This is a genomic window from Thorsellia kenyensis (assembly GCF_042432445.1).
GTDB classification, from domain to species: domain Bacteria; phylum Pseudomonadota; class Gammaproteobacteria; order Enterobacterales; family Thorselliaceae; genus Thorsellia; species Thorsellia kenyensis.
In genome coordinates, this window is the sequence record NZ_JBHLXE010000108.1 from 125,233 (window position 1) to 142,526 (window position 17,294).

General features: G+C 36.3%; 12 protein-coding genes. 7 read left to right on the forward strand and 5 right to left on the reverse strand.

Annotation, left to right across the window (positions count from 1 at the left end; all coding sequences use genetic code 11):
• Positions 1 to 13: 13 nt before the first annotated feature.
• The 4 genes from fkpB to ribF all read right to left on the reverse strand — a co-directional run bounded on the left by fkpB (position 14) and on the right by ribF (position 4,990).
• Entirely contained in the window at positions 14 to 487 is a 474-nt protein-coding gene (fkpB, locus tag ACFFIT_RS11835) for an FKBP-type peptidyl-prolyl cis-trans isomerase (RefSeq protein ID WP_385877893.1), read from the reverse strand.
• Positions 477 to 1,034, reverse strand: a complete 558-nt coding sequence (gene lspA / locus ACFFIT_RS11840; RefSeq protein WP_385877895.1) for a signal peptidase II — start codon at positions 1,032 to 1,034, stop codon at positions 477 to 479. Before lspA ends, fkpB begins: the two co-directional genes overlap by 11 nt.
• Positions 1,034 to 3,838: an isoleucine--tRNA ligase gene (gene ileS, locus ACFFIT_RS11845; protein ID WP_385877897.1), complete on the reverse strand. Its 2,805-nt coding sequence runs from the start codon at positions 3,836 to 3,838 to the stop codon at positions 1,034 to 1,036. The genes lspA and ileS overlap by 1 nt, the downstream gene beginning before the upstream one ends.
• A 180-nt stretch (positions 3,839 to 4,018) precedes the next feature.
• Positions 4,019 to 4,990 carry a bifunctional riboflavin kinase/FAD synthetase gene (gene ribF, locus ACFFIT_RS11850; RefSeq protein WP_385877899.1) on the reverse strand — a complete coding sequence of 324 codons (972 nt, stop codon included), beginning with the start codon at positions 4,988 to 4,990 and terminating at the stop codon, positions 4,019 to 4,021.
• Between the two features lie 405 nt (positions 4,991 to 5,395).
• Between ribF and thiI the strand changes: the two genes are divergently transcribed.
• From thiI to plsB, 6 genes are all read left to right on the forward strand, one after another.
• Positions 5,396 to 6,871: a tRNA uracil 4-sulfurtransferase ThiI gene (gene thiI / locus ACFFIT_RS11855; protein ID WP_385877900.1), complete on the forward strand. Its 1,476-nt coding sequence runs from the start codon at positions 5,396 to 5,398 to the stop codon at positions 6,869 to 6,871.
• Positions 6,868 to 7,266, forward strand: coding sequence for a dihydroneopterin aldolase (gene folB, locus ACFFIT_RS11860; RefSeq protein WP_385877901.1), 399 nt, complete (start codon positions 6,868 to 6,870; stop codon positions 7,264 to 7,266). Before thiI ends, folB begins: the two co-directional genes overlap by 4 nt.
• 87 nt (positions 7,267 to 7,353) lie before the next feature.
• Positions 7,354 to 9,147, forward strand: coding sequence for a S16 family serine protease (locus ACFFIT_RS11865; RefSeq protein ID WP_385877903.1), 1,794 nt, complete (start codon positions 7,354 to 7,356; stop codon positions 9,145 to 9,147).
• Between the two features lie 53 nt (positions 9,148 to 9,200).
• Positions 9,201 to 9,728 (forward strand): bifunctional 3-hydroxydecanoyl-ACP dehydratase/trans-2-decenoyl-ACP isomerase, encoded by a 528-nt coding sequence (gene fabA, locus ACFFIT_RS11870; RefSeq protein WP_385877906.1) that lies wholly within the window; start codon positions 9,201 to 9,203, stop codon positions 9,726 to 9,728.
• A 93-nt stretch (positions 9,729 to 9,821) separates the two neighbouring features.
• Positions 9,822 to 11,264 carry a pyruvate kinase gene (gene pyk / locus ACFFIT_RS11875; RefSeq protein ID WP_385877907.1) on the forward strand — a complete coding sequence of 481 codons (1,443 nt, stop codon included), beginning with the start codon at positions 9,822 to 9,824 and terminating at the stop codon, positions 11,262 to 11,264.
• A gap of 147 nt (positions 11,265 to 11,411) precedes the next feature.
• Positions 11,412 to 13,889 carry a glycerol-3-phosphate 1-O-acyltransferase PlsB gene (gene plsB / locus ACFFIT_RS11880; protein WP_385877909.1) on the forward strand — a complete coding sequence of 826 codons (2,478 nt, stop codon included), beginning with the start codon at positions 11,412 to 11,414 and terminating at the stop codon, positions 13,887 to 13,889.
• A 128-nt stretch (positions 13,890 to 14,017) separates the two neighbouring features.
• On the opposite strand, the gene pckA is transcribed toward plsB, so the two are convergent.
• Positions 14,018 to 15,643: a phosphoenolpyruvate carboxykinase (ATP) gene (gene pckA, locus ACFFIT_RS11885; RefSeq protein ID WP_385877911.1), complete on the reverse strand. Its 1,626-nt coding sequence runs from the start codon at positions 15,641 to 15,643 to the stop codon at positions 14,018 to 14,020.
• A 360-nt stretch (positions 15,644 to 16,003) separates the two neighbouring features.
• On the opposite strand from pckA, the gene chrA reads away from it, so the two are divergent.
• Positions 16,004 to 17,227, forward strand: coding sequence for a chromate efflux transporter (chrA, locus tag ACFFIT_RS11890; RefSeq protein WP_385877912.1), 1,224 nt, complete (start codon positions 16,004 to 16,006; stop codon positions 17,225 to 17,227).
• Positions 17,228 to 17,294: the final 67 nt, after the last annotated feature.

The window sequence follows — 17,294 nt, forward strand, 5'->3', positions numbered from 1 at the left end:
ATAAAACCTATAATTAAAGTGGATCAATAGGATCTACATCGATTATTTCAACTTTAAACTCTACTGTTTTACCAGCAAGAGGATGATTAAAATCTACCGTAATCGACTCTTCATCTACTGACTTAATTACGCCAGCAAGTTGGCTTCCGCTTGCTGTATTAAACATCATGATGGTACCTATCTCAGGGACGCCTGTTTCCAAAAAATCTCTAGGAGTAAAGTATTGAATAAGATTAGGATTTATCTCTCCAAATACAGCGTTAGGGGGTAATTTAAACTCTTTTTTGTCACCAATTGATAAGCCCATCAGTTCACTTTCTAATTCCGAAGAAAGTGAACCGTCTCCTAATTGAAATAAAGTCGGCTTATTATGTGCTTTTGTTGATTCAGCCACAGATCCATCTTCAAGAACTAAATCAAAATGGATAAGAACACGGCTACTTTCTTTAATTGTATTAATAGTATTATCTTCAAAATTAGGCATCATTTTTCTCATTACTTTTTGAGGCATCAGGTTGAATATTTTTTTTCTTTTTTGGAAAAAAACCGTCTAATATGATAGCTGCCGCACCCAAGCTGATAGCAATGTCTGCAATATTGAAGGTAGCGAAATGCCAGGTATTAATGTAGAAGTCAATAAAATCTACAACAAAACCATGCACTAACCTATCAAATAAATTGCCTAAGGCACCGCCAATGACCATCGCATAACCAAGATTTAATAATATATTTGATTTATGGGTTTGACGCATAAAATAGAACAGAATACCACTAATAGAGATTGCAATGAGGGTAAAAAACCAACGTTGCCATCCGTCATGGTCACTTAAGAAGCCAAATGCGGCCCCTGTATTTTGTGCATAGCTGAAATTTAAAAAAGGGATAATAGATACACTTTCCCCAAGATAAAAGTTGCCTAATATAGCAAATTTAGATCCTAAATCGATGGCAATAACTAGCAAAATCACCCACCACCAGGTGATTCCACTTTTAGTCCATGAGTCAATACGTCCAGAAGAATTCACTGACTTCATTATGCAAATTTCCTTACTTCACCGTGTCCTGAGACGTTAGTTTCACAACGTTGGCATAAGAGAGTTTCAGAATTCAGTTTAGCATAATGCCAACAGCGAGGACATTTTTCTCCATTCGCTTTGATGACTTTGATCTTAAATCCTGAGTTGTGCTCACTCTCAATGGCATCATTTGGCGCTTCTTCTAGTTTGTGAAGGTTAGCACTTGATGTTAAAAGAACAAAGCGTAATTCATCTTCTAATTTACTGAGTAGAGCTGTTGTTTGAAGATCTGCGTATAAATGTACTTCACTTTCAAGCCCACTTCCTATAATTTTATCATTTCTTGCCTGTTCAAGTGCTTTATTAACATCTGAACGGATTTCTAGCATTTGAGACCAATAAGTATCATTCATAGATTCACTGCTATCTAAGGTAAATAAACCATCATACCAAGTTTCTGTGATAATGAATTCACTATTTTTTCCTGGAAGTAATTCCCAAATTTCTTCTGCTGTGAAAGACAAAATAGGTGCTATCCAACGGACTAATGCATGGGAAATATGATAGAGTGCTGTTTGGCAGCTTAATCTTGCATTACTCTCTTTTTTGGCAGTGTATTGTCTATCTTTAATGATATCTAAGTAGAATGACCCCATTTCAATAGAACAAAAATGCATGATTTTTTGCACAACTTGATGGAAATCGTATGTTTCATAAGCTGCTAAAATAGCTTTTTGTGCTTCAAGTGCTCTTCCTACTGCCCACCTGTCAAGAATCACCATGTTTTCTGGAGCAATACAATCTTTTTCAGGGTCAAATCCATTTAAATTTGCTAAGAAAAAACGTGCTGTATTTCTTATACGGCGGTAGCTTTCTGCTGAACGTTTGAATATTTCATGGGATACAGACATTTCGCCAGTGTAATCAGTTGATGCAACCCATAATCTTAGGATATCAGCGCCTAAGGTATCAATAATTTCTTGTGGACTTATCACATTGCCTAGTGATTTAGACATTTTTCTGCCTTGAGAATCGACAGTAAATCCATGTGTTAATACTTCACGGTATGGTGCTTTGTTTTCTGTCGCTGTTCCTATCATGAGAGAGGACATAAACCAACCACGATGTTGATCTGAACCTTCTAAGTACATATCAGCTTGTTGGCCATTAAATTCTGATCTTGCTTTAACAACAGAAGCACTAGTTGAACCTGAATCAAACCATACATCAAGCGTATCAGGAATTTTTTCATAGTTATCTGCATCTGATCCTAAAAATTCATTTATATCAAGATCCCACCAAGCCTGAATACCAATACTTTCTACTTTTTTAGCCACCGCTTCAATTAATTTAGGGGTATCTGGGTGTAACTCTTGGGTTTCTTTGTGCACAAAAAGGGCCATAGGAACACCCCAAGTACGTTGACGAGAGATACACCAGTCGGGACGATTAGCCACCATGTTTTCGATCCGAGCTTGCCCCCAATCAGGAATCCATTTGACGTTTTTTATCTCACTCAATGATTTTTCGCGCAGTCCCTTTTTATCCATGCTGATGAACCATTGTGGGGTCGCTCTAAATATAATAGGTGTTTTGTGACGCCAGCAGTGAGGATAACTGTGGTGAATTTTTTCTAAGTGCAAAAGTTGTCCTGAATTTTCAAGGATTGACACAATTTTGTCATTGGCTTTAAACACATGAACTCCATCAAGTTCAGGTAATGTATTCGGCAAATAGCATCCATTGGGACCTACAGGGTTATATACTTCTAAATGATATTTAAGACCTACTGTATAGTCTTCTGCACCATGGGCAGGTGCAGTATGAACCGCACCTGTACCTGCATCAAGAGTAACATGTTCTCCCAAAATAGCAGGCACATTTCTATTGATGAATGGGTGCTTAAATTGAATGTTTTCAAGGCGGGAACCTAGCACTGTTCCAAGTATAGAGTACGTTTCGATTCCTGCTCTTTTTATCACACTTTCAACTAAATCTGTTGCTAGGATGAGGTGTCGTGTATCCGTTTTAACTAAGCTATATTGATACTCAGGATGTACAGAAATCGCTTGGTTTGCAGGGAGCGTCCAAGGAGTCGTTGTCCATATAACTAAAGCAATCGAATTGTTCGGAGTAGGAACTTCAAAGACAGAGGCAACCGCATTTGTGTCATCCGCATCGAAACAAACATCAATCGAAGGAGAGGTTTTGTCTTCATATTCCACTTCTGCTTCTGCCAGAGATGAGCGGCAATCCAAACACCAATGAACAGGTTTAGATCCTTTGTGCAAGTGGCCATTCTCTATGATTCTACCGAGTGTTCGGATGATCTCTGCTTCTGTATGAAAATCCATCGTTTTATAAGGGTTTTCCCAATCACCTAATACCCCCAGTCTGATAAAGTCTGCTTTTTGTAAGTCAATTTGTGATTGTGCATAGTCTCTACAAGCTTGGCGAAATTCGCTGGCTGAGATTTTATCTCCAGGCTTACCAACTAAACCTTCTACTTTTAGTTCAATCGGTAGGCCATGGCAATCCCATCCAGGAATATAGGGGGAATCAAACCCAAAAAAACCTTTTGATTTGACGACCATGTCTTTGATGATTTTATTCAATGCATGCCCAATATGAATAGTACCATTAGCATATGGAGGGCCATCATGAAGAATATAACTTTTATTGCCTTTTTTAGCCTGACGAATCTTTTGGTACATATTTTTTTCTTGCCATGCTTTGAGCATTGCAGGTTCTCGTTTAGCTAAGTCTCCTCTCATAGGAAAAGAAGTCTCGGGTAAATTTAAGGTATGTTTATAATCTGTCATGATTTCAATTTCTCTTGCTATTCATTGTTTAGTTGGAATTTAGGGGAACTATGTTAAATCAAAATGAATCATTGCTCCACTTAAATTGTTAATCTTTTGGGTTGTTTGGAATAATTTAAAGTAAAGAGTGTCTTATAATGGCAATTTTCACGTGATACCTACAGTTTCTAATTATATTTATTAAGCATGATTCGCTTTAAAAAAATCCTCAACTTTAATAATATCTTGTGATATTTGATTTTTCAGAGCATCTAAGCTGACAAAAGTTGTTTCCTCGCGAATTTTCTTTTTCAACGTAACTACTAAATATTGGCCATATAAATTTTGGTTTAAGTTAAAAATATTTACCTCTAAGAGATGTTTTTTTCCATTAACTGTAGGGCGATAGCCAATATTCGCAATTCCTTGGTAAGTAATAGAGGATGGAGGGCTATGTAAGTTTGGCACTAAGACAGTGACCGCATATACTCCTTTGACCGGTGAATGAACTCTCTTCATTGCAATATTTGCCGTCGCAAATCCAATAGTTGCGCCGATTTTGTCACCATGAATCACCCTACCTGAAATACTAAATGGCCGACCTAATAATTTTTCTGCTGCATGTAAATCGTTGGTTGCTAGAGCGTTTCTAAGGGCAGTACTGCTGATTCTGTTGCCATTCATTGATATCGTACTTAAAGTACTTACTGTAAATCTATTTCGAGCAAGGTATTCTAAACTATGAATATCGCCAGCCCTTTTGGCGCCAAATCTGAAATCATCTCCAATCAGTAAGTGGCTAACATTTAATTTTTTTATTAGTAACTCATCTATAAATTCTTTAGGTGTCAATTGCGCCAAGTTCGCATTGAATGCAAAGCAAAAAAGATAATCAATGCCGAGTTTAGAAATGGCCTTTATTTTGTCTCTTAAATGCGTAATTCTTGGGGGAGAATTATGCGCAGAAAAGAACTCTAATGGTTGAGGTTCAAAAATCATAACCGCGGTTTTTCTACCGTTTGCTTCTTTTTTTAGTTGAGAAATAAGAGCCTGATGGCCTAGATGTACTCCATCAAAATTACCGATAGTTAAAGCTAAACCATCAGGTATATTGTCTAAAAAAGAGGTTTGAGATAGATTCAAACTGTTATTCAAGGCACGTATAAGTTGCATAGTCACATCGATATTTAGAGTTAAAATCAAAATTAGAGTTAAAAGAAAAGCATTAAGGAGTTTACATAGTATTATTGTAAGGCTTAATCATTCGATTGTAGAGATGATTTTTCAAATTAATGGTGTTTTTTAATTATTTACTGTCGCTTCAATAGGCTATAGCTTATTAAAAACAAAAAAGGAGTCAAAAAAGGAGATGAATCGCTCAAAAAACAAACAAACGCCATAGTCTATTTTTAAACATAGCATAAAGTTTGATACTATAGACAAAATAATTAACCTCGGGACTTTACTTAGCGAGCAGATTCATTAAGTCAAAGTTAATCAGGATTGTATTATCCTTTATTTATTACTTTGTACCTTACAATAAGTTGCTAAGTATTTTTACTTTTATTCTGTTATTTTATGAAATATGTTATAAAGCTTTTTCCTGAAATTGTGATGAAAAGCGATTCAGTCCGTCGCCGTTTTAGTAAAATTTTAACAAGTAATATCCGCAATATCTTAAGTGACTACTCGCATAATGTGGCAGTCGTGAGGACTTGGGACTATATTGAAGTCCGACAAAAAAGCCAAACAAATGAAATTGCCCCCCTTCAGAAAGATGACGTATTGATGCGTTTACAGAATATTCCCGGCATTCATCATATTTTAGATGTAAAAGAATACACTTATACTGACTTACATGATATCTTTTTGCAAGTACTGCCTATTTATTCTTCTTTTTTAGAAAATAAAACCTTTTGTGTTAGAGTAAAAAGAAGAGGAAAACATAGTTTTTCTTCTAGTGAAGCGGAAAAGTATATTGGTGGTGGACTTAATCAAAGCATTAAGAGCGCTAAGGTGAAATTGAAAAATCCCGATGTGACTGTGCAACTCGAAATAGATGATGAAACATTAAGAATTGTCAATTCAAGACATGAGGGCTTAGGGGGATTCCCTATAGGCACCCAAGACGAAGTCTTATCTTTACTTTCAGGGGGATTTGATTCAAGCGTAGCGAGTTACCAGTTGGTGCGAAGAGGCTGTAAAGTTCACTATTGTTTTTTTAATTTAGGTGGTGCAGCCCATGAAATTGGCGTCAAGCAAACTGCACATTACTTATGGTCTACTTATGGCAAATCACATCATGTGAGATTCATCAGTATTGATTTTGCACCAGTAGTTGAAGAAATTTTAACTAAAATAGATAACGGAATTATGGGGGTGGTTCTCAAACGTATGATGGTCAGAGCCGCCTCTAAAATAACCGAAAAGTACGGAGTAAGTGCATTAGTCACAGGAGAGGCGATAGGTCAAGTGTCTAGCCAAACACTGATTAATCTCCGCTTGATAGATAATGCCACAGACACATTAATTTTAAGACCTCTAATTTCTACAGATAAAGAGTCTATTATCCAGATAGCTAATCAAATTGGTACCGCAGATTTAGCGAAAACTATGCCCGAATACTGCGGTGTTATTTCTAATAATCCAACCGTTTGCGCCGATAAATCGCACGTTCTTGAGGAAGAAGCTAAGTTTGATTTTTCTATTTTAGACAAAGCCGTAATATCCGCTCAGAATGTTGATATTAGAACACTAGCATTTGATGAAAAGGTAAGTCAACAAAGTATTGAAGAAGTAAGTAATGTCAGAGATTCAGAGATTATTATTGATATTCGTGCACCAGATGAACAGGAAAAGCAGCCATTAATCATAGACAAAGCCCCGCTAATATCCATCCCCTTTTATAAATTGAGACGCGAATTTCCTGCATTAGATAAACAAAAGACCTATCTTTTGTATTGTGATAAAGGAGTAATGAGTCGTCTGCAGGCACTTTATCTCTATGAAGAAGGTTTTATTAACATTAAGGTGTTTAAAAAGGAGCGCCTATGAGAAGAGTTATAACCCCTGAACAGTTAAAATTTTTCGATACTGTTTTTATTGAATCACTTGTTGCACTTGCTACAATTGGAATTTATGATTGGGAAAAAGAGATTAAGCAGCGCCTTGAATTAGATATTGTCATGTATTGGGATAATCAAAAAGGCGGCAACTCAGATGATGTTAATGACTGTTTAGACTACGCGGCCATAAGTCAATGCGTGCTTGACTACATTAATCAAAGGCAATTTGGTTTAATTGAAAGGGTGGCAGAAGAAATTGCTAAGCTGCTTGTTCTCCAATACCAATTACCCGCTGTTGAAGTGACAGTCAAAAAGCCAACTGCGGTTCCAAGCGCTATGAGCGTGGGTGTTTCAGTGTTTAGAACTTTGCAAGCTTATCAATAAAATACAATTATTTAAGAGTTAGTGATTAGAATAAATTTTGTCATTGATCACTAACATAATTTTTTATTCAATTTAAAGAAAAAATACATGGCCTTAGTCAAATTAGAAACGTCTCAGTTACGTCCCCCTCGCTCCCCTATTTTTGAAGTAAAGCAGTCAGAACTAGACTCTTTAGCCCTGTTAAATACATCTTATGATATTTATTGCGAGCTTTATGAACGCTTTTTAATGGTGTTTAATCGATTTAAACAAAAGAAGAACCGTAAAAAAATCTTAATTGTTCAAACCAAAGAAAGTAGCGATCATCTAAATTTGATAGAAGACATCATTAAAAATCATCTATTGAATACATCTGACTATCAAGAGAAATCTTTTGATGTGGTAAGCAAAACTCACTATGCTTACAATGAGGGAGAGTTTGTCTACACTGAGCCCCTTGATACAGATAATCCAATAGGATTTTGTCCTATCCATGCTACTAACTGGATAGAGATGCCATCGCTTTTTGGTACGGTACATCAACACGGTGAACAACTAAAGTTATCGGAAGGTATTTTACAGCAGCTTAACGGTGGGTATTTAGTCTTAACTGCAGGTACTTTACTTTCGAATCCTTTAATGTTTATTCGATTGTTAAAAGTTTTAGAAACGGGTGTTTTTGAGTGGTTAAGCCCTGATGAAACAAAGCCTTATCCGATAAGAATTCAATCGATGCCTTTGGATGTTAAATTGCTAATTCTTGCTGAGCGCGATAATATTGATAATTTACTGGCACTTGAACCTTATCTTCAATCGATGTCCTGCTATACTGAAATCGAGCCTGTGCTTGAGCTCACATCACATTTAGATTACAACCTTTGGCAATCATATATTAATGGTATATCAATGCGCATCACCAACGCTTTAATTGATGATTCATTGTGGTATGCATTGCACTGCTTTTCAACACGATTTACAGGGGATCAATATGAACTCAGTCTTTGTCCTCAGTTTTGGACACAGACCTTTTATAGTCTATTAGCCTATATTGATAAGGAAAATACCTCTTCTGTATCTAAAGCTGCTTTTGATGAATGGCAATCTGAAAAACAATATTGTGAAGGATATTTAGCACAAAGGATTTACACGGATTTTTTAAAAGATCAAATTTATATTGATGTTGAAGGGAAAATTGTAGGCCAAATTAATGGGCTTGCGGTGTTAAGTTATCCTGGGCATCCAGTGGAAATTGGCGAACCATCAAGGATAACGTGTATTGTTCATCTAGGTGATGGCGAAGTCAATGATATCGAAAGAAAAGTGGAATTGGGAGGAAATATCCATGCTAAAGGCCTTCTTATCATGCAAGCTTTTTTGTTTTCTTCATTGAAATTGACTCAACCTTTTCCTTTATCTGCATCGATTGTATTTGAACAATCGTATTCAGAAGTTGATGGGGATAGTGCTTCTTTGGCTGAATTATGTGCATTGATAAGTGCGATTGCAGATGTTCCTATCAATCAACAAATAGCAATTACAGGTTCAGTCGATCAGTTTGGTCAAGTCCAACCAATTGGTGGCGTGAATGAAAAAATTGAAGGTTTTTTTGCGATTTGTTTGAACAGAGGGCTAACTAAGGGCCAAGGGGTAATCATTCCTGAAAGTAATATTCATCATTTAAGTGTTAATGATGAGGTCTTAGAGGCGATAGAAAAAGGGGAGTTTCATCTTTGGACAGTGAATCATGTGACTGAAGCTATTGAATTATTAACTTCAATCAAGTATTGTTCTGAGGATGATGAGATGGATTTGTTGACTATGATGCAGCAAAAAATTCTCCAAAGTGTCGACAATGAAACACCAGAACCTTGGTATAGAAGGATATTTAATTTTTCTAATTAACTTACGTCGTCTTCAATTTTATTTGAATTATTAATTTATAGAAGGATACAATTATGTCAGTACCACACGCAAAAAAAAGTGCTTATAACAAGCAAGAATTAGAGGCCTCAGGGCGTAGTGAATTATTTGGTGCTAATGGTCCCCCTTTACCTTCAGGTAATATGCTTATGATGGATCGAATTATTGAAATGAATGAAACAGGTGGTCATTTCGATAAAGGGTTTATCGAAGCTGAGTTGGATATTAATCCTGATTTATGGTTTTTTGATTGCCATTTTGTCAACGATCCTGTTATGCCTGGATGCCTTGGTTTAGATGCAATGTGGCAATTAGTTGGTTTTTACTTAGGCTGGTTAGGCGGAGAAGGTAAAGGCCGAGCTTTAGGCGTTGGTGAAGTGAAATTTACGGGTCAGATTTTACCTAGCTCTAAAAAAGTAACTTATAAAATCCACTTTAAGCGTGTTATTAATCGTAGGCTTATTATGGGGATTGCAGATGGTGAAGTTTTCGTTGATGGTAAATTGATCTATCAAGCAACTGATTTAAAAGTAGGACTATTCAAAGATACTGAAAGTTTTTAGTGCTGCAGGGTTGAGAAAAGCCGTTAAGTCTTTTTGTTATGGGCAGTCTGATTGAGTTAATTATCTATGGTGCTGTTTTAAAAGGAGTAAGTGATGTCACGTTTAAGAAGAACTAAGATTGTAACCACCCTAGGACCGGCGACAGATAAACCCGGTATACTTGAGGGAATTATTAAAGCTGGTGCGAATGTAGTTAGACTTAATTTTTCCCATGGAAAAACGGAAGACCATATTAAACGAGCCAATCATGTACGTGAAATAGCTCACAAGTTGGGTGTTTACGTTGGAATATTAGGAGATTTGCAAGGACCTAAAATTCGCGTATCAACGTTTAAAGAAAATAAGGTTTTTTTATCTAAAGGTAACTTGTTTATTTTAGATGCGACGTTAGAAGCAGGCTTAGGTGATGAAACTCAGGTTGGTGTGGATTATAAAAACCTACCCAACGATGTAGCTAAAGACGATATATTACTTTTAGATGATGGTCGTGTTCAACTTAAAGTTATTAATGTAGAAGGACCTCGAATTTCGACAGAAGTGACTGTCGGAGGTTATCTTTCTAATAATAAAGGCATCAATAAGCTTGGCGGTGGACTTTCAGCAGAAGCTCTTACAGATAAAGACATTGAGGATATAAAAACGGCTGCAAAAATTGGTGTCGAATTTTTAGCTGTCTCTTTTCCTAGAAATGGCGACGATTTACATTACGCAAGGAAACTTGCGATAGAAGCAGGATTAGACGCTAAAATTGTCGCTAAAGTTGAAAGAGCTGAAACAGTAGCCACACCTGAGGCTATGGATGATATTATTGACGCCTCCGATGTGATAATGGTTGCTAGAGGAGATTTGGGTGTTGAGATTGGAGATGCCTCTCTGGTAGGAATTCAAAAAGAGCTGATTAGACGATCAAGAGTACTAAATAAAATTGTTATTACGGCAACTCAAATGATGGAGTCTATGATAAGTAGCCCAATGCCTACTCGAGCAGAGGTGATGGATGTGGCTAATGCTGTGCTTGATGGTTCTGATGCGGTTATGCTCTCTGGTGAAACTGCTGCGGGAGACTACCCAATTGAAACAGTTATTTCTATGGCAAATGTCTGTCTTGGTGCTGAAAAAGTACCTAGTATTAATATTTCCAAGCATAGGCTAGACGTCAATTTTGATTCTGTAGAAGAGATGTTGGCTATGTCAGCAATGTATGCTGCTAATCATTTGAATCAAATTAAAGCCATTGTTGCTTTGACAGAATCAGGGAGTACCGCTAAATATATGTCTAGAATCAGTTCAGGCTTACCAATTTACGCAGTATCTCGACATGAAAAAACGTTGAATTATTGTTCTTTATACCGAGGTGTTAACCCCATTTTCTTTGACGACCCTAACCATGGGCTCGGAACTGAAGCAACTAAAGCCGTTATTGAGCATCTTTTTTCATTAGATTTAATTCAGTCAGGTGATAGAGTTATTTTCACTCAAGGAGATCAAATTGGCAAAGTCGGAAGTACTAATACGTTAAGAATTATTGAGGTTTAATACCTACTTAGGTAAATAGTAATTCGATTGGGTAATATTATAGTTTAAAGCAAATTATGCTGGTGTCCTATTATTAGGCTTAAGGCAACAGGATTAAAACAGATTAACAGCAATTGTAACAGCAATTGAACCAACCGTGGTAAATGCATGATGGCTAAAAAAAATAGTGATAATATGGATAAAAAATACACGATTTATAGGATCTTGAACGTTCCTATAAATGGTTTTGTAAAAAGTAAATCAATTCCTCTTGCGCCAATTGAGGAGTTAAAAATAGATATTCTAAAACCTATTTTGTATGTACTACCTTACCATTCCAAAACAGATGTTATCACTTTGCGCCAACAAGCCCTAAAATTAGGTATGCCCGATCCTTTAGAGAATAATCAAATTGCTGGTACCATCTTGCCTCGATTTGTATTCATCACTAATGGGACTAATATAATCCCAGTTGAAGAGAAAAATAGATCTGCGCAAATTTTTCATGCGTATCTAGAACTCCATAAACAGATCGTAGATTTAGATGTACAGATGTTGCCAGTTTCGATTATGTTTGGACGATCGCCTGGTAGAGAAAAGAATAAAGAGGCGCCTACCCTTAAAAAATTAAATAGTTTTCAAAAGTTTTTTGCAACAATTTGGCTTGGACGTGACAGTTTTGTGCGATTTTCCAAAACAGTTTCTCTTCGTGAGATGGCTGATGAATATGGCACAGATGTTGTGATTGCTGAAAAACTTGCCCGTGTAGCTAGAATGCACTTTGCTCGTCAAAAAATGGCTACGATTGGTCCTAGAATACCTGCTCGTAAAGCGATGTTTGAGAAATTATTGACCTCTAAAGCGATTGAAAAAGCGATTGAAGATGAAGCTAAACAGAAAAAAATATCTATCGATAAAGCAAGACTTTCTGCAGAAGCTATGCTTGAAGAAATCGCAGCAGACTTTTCTTATGAAACGGCAAGACTTGCGGACAGAGTACTTAGCTGGACTTGGAATAGACTTTATCAAGGTATCAATGTGCATAATGCTGAAAGAATTAGGCAATTAGCTCATCAGGGCCATAGTATTGTTTATGCGCCTAGTCATCGAAGTCACATGGACTATCTTCTACTCTCCTATGTACTCTATCATCAAGGTTTAATGCTCCCTCATATCGCAGCGGGGATTAATCTGAATTTTTGGCCTGCAGGACCTATTTTTAGGCGCTTGGGTGCTTTTTTCATCAGAAGAACGTTCAAAGGCAATAAACTCTACGCAACCATGTTTCGTGAATACCTAGGTGAGTTGTTTGTTCGCGGTTATTCGGTTGAATATTTTATTGAAGGCGGGCGTTCAAGAACAGGCCGTCTACTCAATCCTAAAACAGGTACGCTTGCGATGACCATCCAAGCGCTTTTAAAAGGCGTATCAAGGCCAATAACAATCATTCCTGTCTATATTGGCTATGAGCATGTCATGGAAGTAGGTACGTACGCAAGGGAACTTAGAGGGGCAACTAAAGAAAAAGAGAGTCTTTGGTCAATGCTAAGAGGATTGCGTAAATTAAGAAATTTAGGGCAAGGGTATGTGAATTTTGGTGAGCCTATCAGTCTTGGTCAATATTTAAATGAATACGCTACAGATTGGAAAGAACATATAGATCCATTAGAAGCACCAAGACCTTCTTGGCTGACACCGATTTCTTCCTCTATAGCTGATGACATCATGGTCAGTATTAATAATGCCGCAGCCTTAAATGGTATGAATTTATGTGTAACTGCGCTGTTAGCTTCTCGTCAGCGGGCTTTAACTTATCAGCAGTTGTGCGAACAAATAAATGTATATATTGAATTTTTTAAACGTGTTCCTTACCACAAAGACATGACAATTCCTAATGATACGCCTGCACAATTAGTCGATCATGCACTTTCAATGAGTAAATTTGCTATTGAAGAAGACAGTCTAGGTAAAATAGTGGTATTACCAAGAGAGCAAGCGGTGTTGATGACTTATTATCGTAATAATATACAGCATTTATTTGCTATACCCAGTTTGGTGGCAAGTATTATTTTACATCATAAGCAAATCAGTTATGAATGGCTATACGAGCGAGTTGAACTTATTTTTCCATTATTGAAAGCTGAGCTTTTCATCCATAAAAAAGAAGAAGAACTTAGGCAATATATTGATGATATTCTGGATGAATTAGCGAGACAAAGGTTAATTAAATTAGATACACAACATGAGAGAATTTCAATCCATTCACCTAAAATACGTGCATTACAATTATTGTCTGCTTCTTCTAGAGAAACACTCCAGAGATTTGCTATTACGATGTCTTTATTGTCTAAAGATCCTCAAATCAGTCGTTCTATGCTAGAAAAAAATAGCCGAGTTGCCGCGCAAAGATTATCGATTTTACATGGGATTAATGCTCCTGAATTCTTTGACAAGGAAGTGTTTTCAACTTTGGTTAATACATTACGTAAATTAAATTATATCAATGACAGCGGTGATGCGATTGTTAGTAACACGCAGGTAATTTATGACATTTTGATAGAGTTAATTTCTCCAGAGATTGTTGCCACTATCGAAAGTGTAGACGAGGAGCCTGAACAAGAAGAAGGGATGGTCGATATTCTTTAACAAAATGGTTTTTCAGTTCTTATATCCGAATGCTTGTCTCTTAGTTTTAAAATCCGTGTAAATAACCAAAATGTTAAAGTATGGTCATTTACACGGTATTTATTGCACCCCTTTATTACTTTTAGCAATTAGTAAGAGGGTCCTGCCTTAACTAAATTCTTTCCTGCTTCATTGTCTGTAAAGGCACTAAAATTAGCAATGAATTTATCTGCAAGTTGTTTAGCTGCAATTTCCCATTGCTCTGTTGAGTCATAGCTAATCCTTGGATCTCTATATATATCATCGATATCTGTTAATACTTTAGGAATTGCCAGATGAAATATAGGGAGAATCTCTGTTGGAGCATCATCAAGTTCAGAATTCAAAATCAGCTGAATAATTTTTCTTGTTACACTCAGTGGGATTCTTTGTTTACTTCCATTCCAGCCAGTATTAACTAAATAAGCCGTAGCATTCGAATCTTCCATGCGTTTAATCAATGTTTTTGCATAATAGGTAGGATGTAAACTTAAAAATGCAGCACCAAAGCATGAAGAAAATGTAGGGGTAGGTTCAGTAATCCCTCGTTCTGTACCTGCTAATTTAGCTGTGAATCCAGATAGAAAATGATATTGAGTTTGCTCTGGTGTAAGTTTAGAAACAGGAGGAAGCACGCCAAAGGCATCTGCAGTCAAGAAAATGACTTTTTGCGCATGTCCAGCTTTGGAATAAGGTTTAACAATATTATCAATATGGTAAATAGGATAAGAAACGCGGCCATTTTCCGTTTTGGATGCATCGTCAAAATCGATTTTTCCTTTCGCATCGACCATCACGTTTTCTAAAAGCGCATCTCTTCTTATGGCTTGGTATATTTCGGGTTCTGCAGTTTTAGACAATCGTATGGTTTTAGCATAGCATCCTCCTTCAAAATTGAAAACACCTTCATCATCCCATCCATGTTCATCATCGCCAATTAATAATCTGTTAGGATCGGTTGATAGTGTTGTTTTTCCGGTACCTGAAAGACCGAAAAATAGAGCAACATCATTTTTTTCTTTGCCAACATTAGCAGAACAGTGCATTGAAGCAATTCCTTTTAATGGAAGAAAGTAGTTCATTATTGAAAACATCCCTTTTTTCATTTCTCCACCATACCAAGTCCCTCCTATCAATTGCATTTTTTCAGTAAGATTAAATGCGATAAAATTTTCGGAGTTTAATTTATGTGCTTGCCACTCTTTGAATTGGGTTTTTGAACCATTCAAAATAGTAAAATCTGGTTCGAAGTTAAGTAAATCCTCTTCATTTGGTCTAATGAACATGTTTTTCACAAAATGCGCTTGCCATGCCACTTCGGTGATAACCCTCACTGCTATTCTTGAGTCTATATTCGCCCCACAGTAGCAATCGATTACAAACAATTTTTTGTGATTTAGTTCTTCGATTACTGTTTCTTTTAAAGCATTCCAAGTCTCTACGCTAATAGGCTTATTATCATTCTTTCCTTGATGGGACCACCAGAATGTATCATGAGTCGTTTCATCATCTACGATGAATTTATCTTTAGGTGAACGACCTGTAAATATTCCTGTATCAACAGCTACTGCATCTAATTCAGTCAAATATCCTTTTTCAAATCCCGAGAGCCCCTCTTGCATTTCTTCTTCAAATAATAATTCATAGCTTGGATTATAAATCAGCGAATTGATCTCGTTAATTCCAATGGCCCTTAATGATTGTATGATTTTGTCCGAGGGGGATGTAGTACTCATGGTTATTTTTTCCTTATGTTTAATGGGTGATAAAAGCAAAATGATGTGAATACATTTTAGCCTAGTGTACTAAAAATAATAGCTCCTTTGTCACAGATTTTCATAAAGATACCTTATAGGTAATTTTTTGATTAATGAAAAATAATTAAATAAGCATTGTCAAAAAAAGGCAAAGAAGTCGTGTTAAATTCTTCAATTGAAGTATTGATTTTGGGTGACTAATTCTTTTCTATCGAAAGGATTTAAGATGCGGTACACTGTTAGTCAAAAATTGACTAATAGTAAAGAAATATTTGAGATGATGAATGAAAAATTGTGTAACTTATGCTTTCCTAAATACTTATTAAAGAGAACGTATTTATGAACAAATACCCTATTATTTTTCTCATATTTTGGGTTTTTTTACGATTAGGTCTAACATCGTTTGGTGGACCTTTAGCGCATATAGGGTATTTTCATCAAGAATTTGTGGTCAGAAGAAAATGGCTTAGTGAAAATGAATTTAACGAGCTTGTTGCGTTATGTCAATTTTTACCGGGTCCTGCCAGTAGCCAAGTAGGACTTGCGATCGGTTTTGCTAAAGGAGGATATATAGGAGCAATGCTTGCGTGGATTGCTTTCACTTTACCTTCTGTTGTAATGTTAATCCTATTTGCCGTAGGAATGATGAAATCTTCTGGAATGTTTTTTTATTACATTGTACCAGGATTAAAAATTGTAGCAGTTGTAATTGTGGCACATGCACTTTTGGGGATGTTTAAAAGTCATTGTACGGACAAAAATAAAGTGAGCTTAATGGTGCTTTCCTGCGTATGTGCGTTAATTTTCCCTTATGGTCAATGGTTAGTAATAATTATCTGTGCTGGTCTTGGTTTCTTTTATTATAAAATTCCTGAGGCAAGATTTGTTACTCATCTTTCTCAATCGAACTATCATCAATCAAATCATATCGCAGAATTAACTTTATCTCACGGGGTTTTTTGGTTAGTTTTATTTTTACTATTACTCTTTTTTGCATGCATATCGGCGTTTATTTCCCCGGGTGAATTAGTTAAAAGTCTCTCGATTTTTTATCGTACAGGGGCTTCTGTTTTTGGGGGTGGACATGTTGTTCTACCATTTTTAGAAGCGCAGTTGGTTAACACTCGATTGATAGAAAATTCTATTTTTATCAGTGGTTATGGTGCCGCTCAAGCAGTACCGGGCCCTTTATTTACATTTGCTGCCTTTCTGGGTTTTTTTTTACAAACATCGCTTTCACCTTATTGGGTGGCTTTGCTTTCTTTGTTAGCAATCTTTCTGCCAGGTATATTGCTCGTATTTTCAGCTCTTCCCTTTTGGTATAGATTAAGGCAAAAGAATAAACTCCAGGGGGCTTTGGCATTAGTGAACGTTGGTGTAGTTGGTCTCTTATTAGCGACATTCTATGACGCTTTATGGGGCAGTGCGATTATTGGTTATCAAGATTTTATAGTAGCGATTTTATTATTTTTATTTATTTGCCAATATAAATTTCCTTCTTGGGTAATAGTAATATTAGGAGTTTTAGCGCAAAATTTAGTGCTGCTTATCTCTTTTGCCTAGGTTATAGTGACTTTTTTGACTTGTATCTTTCCTAGGGTGAATGCAATAGATTTATGAGTCAGGTCTT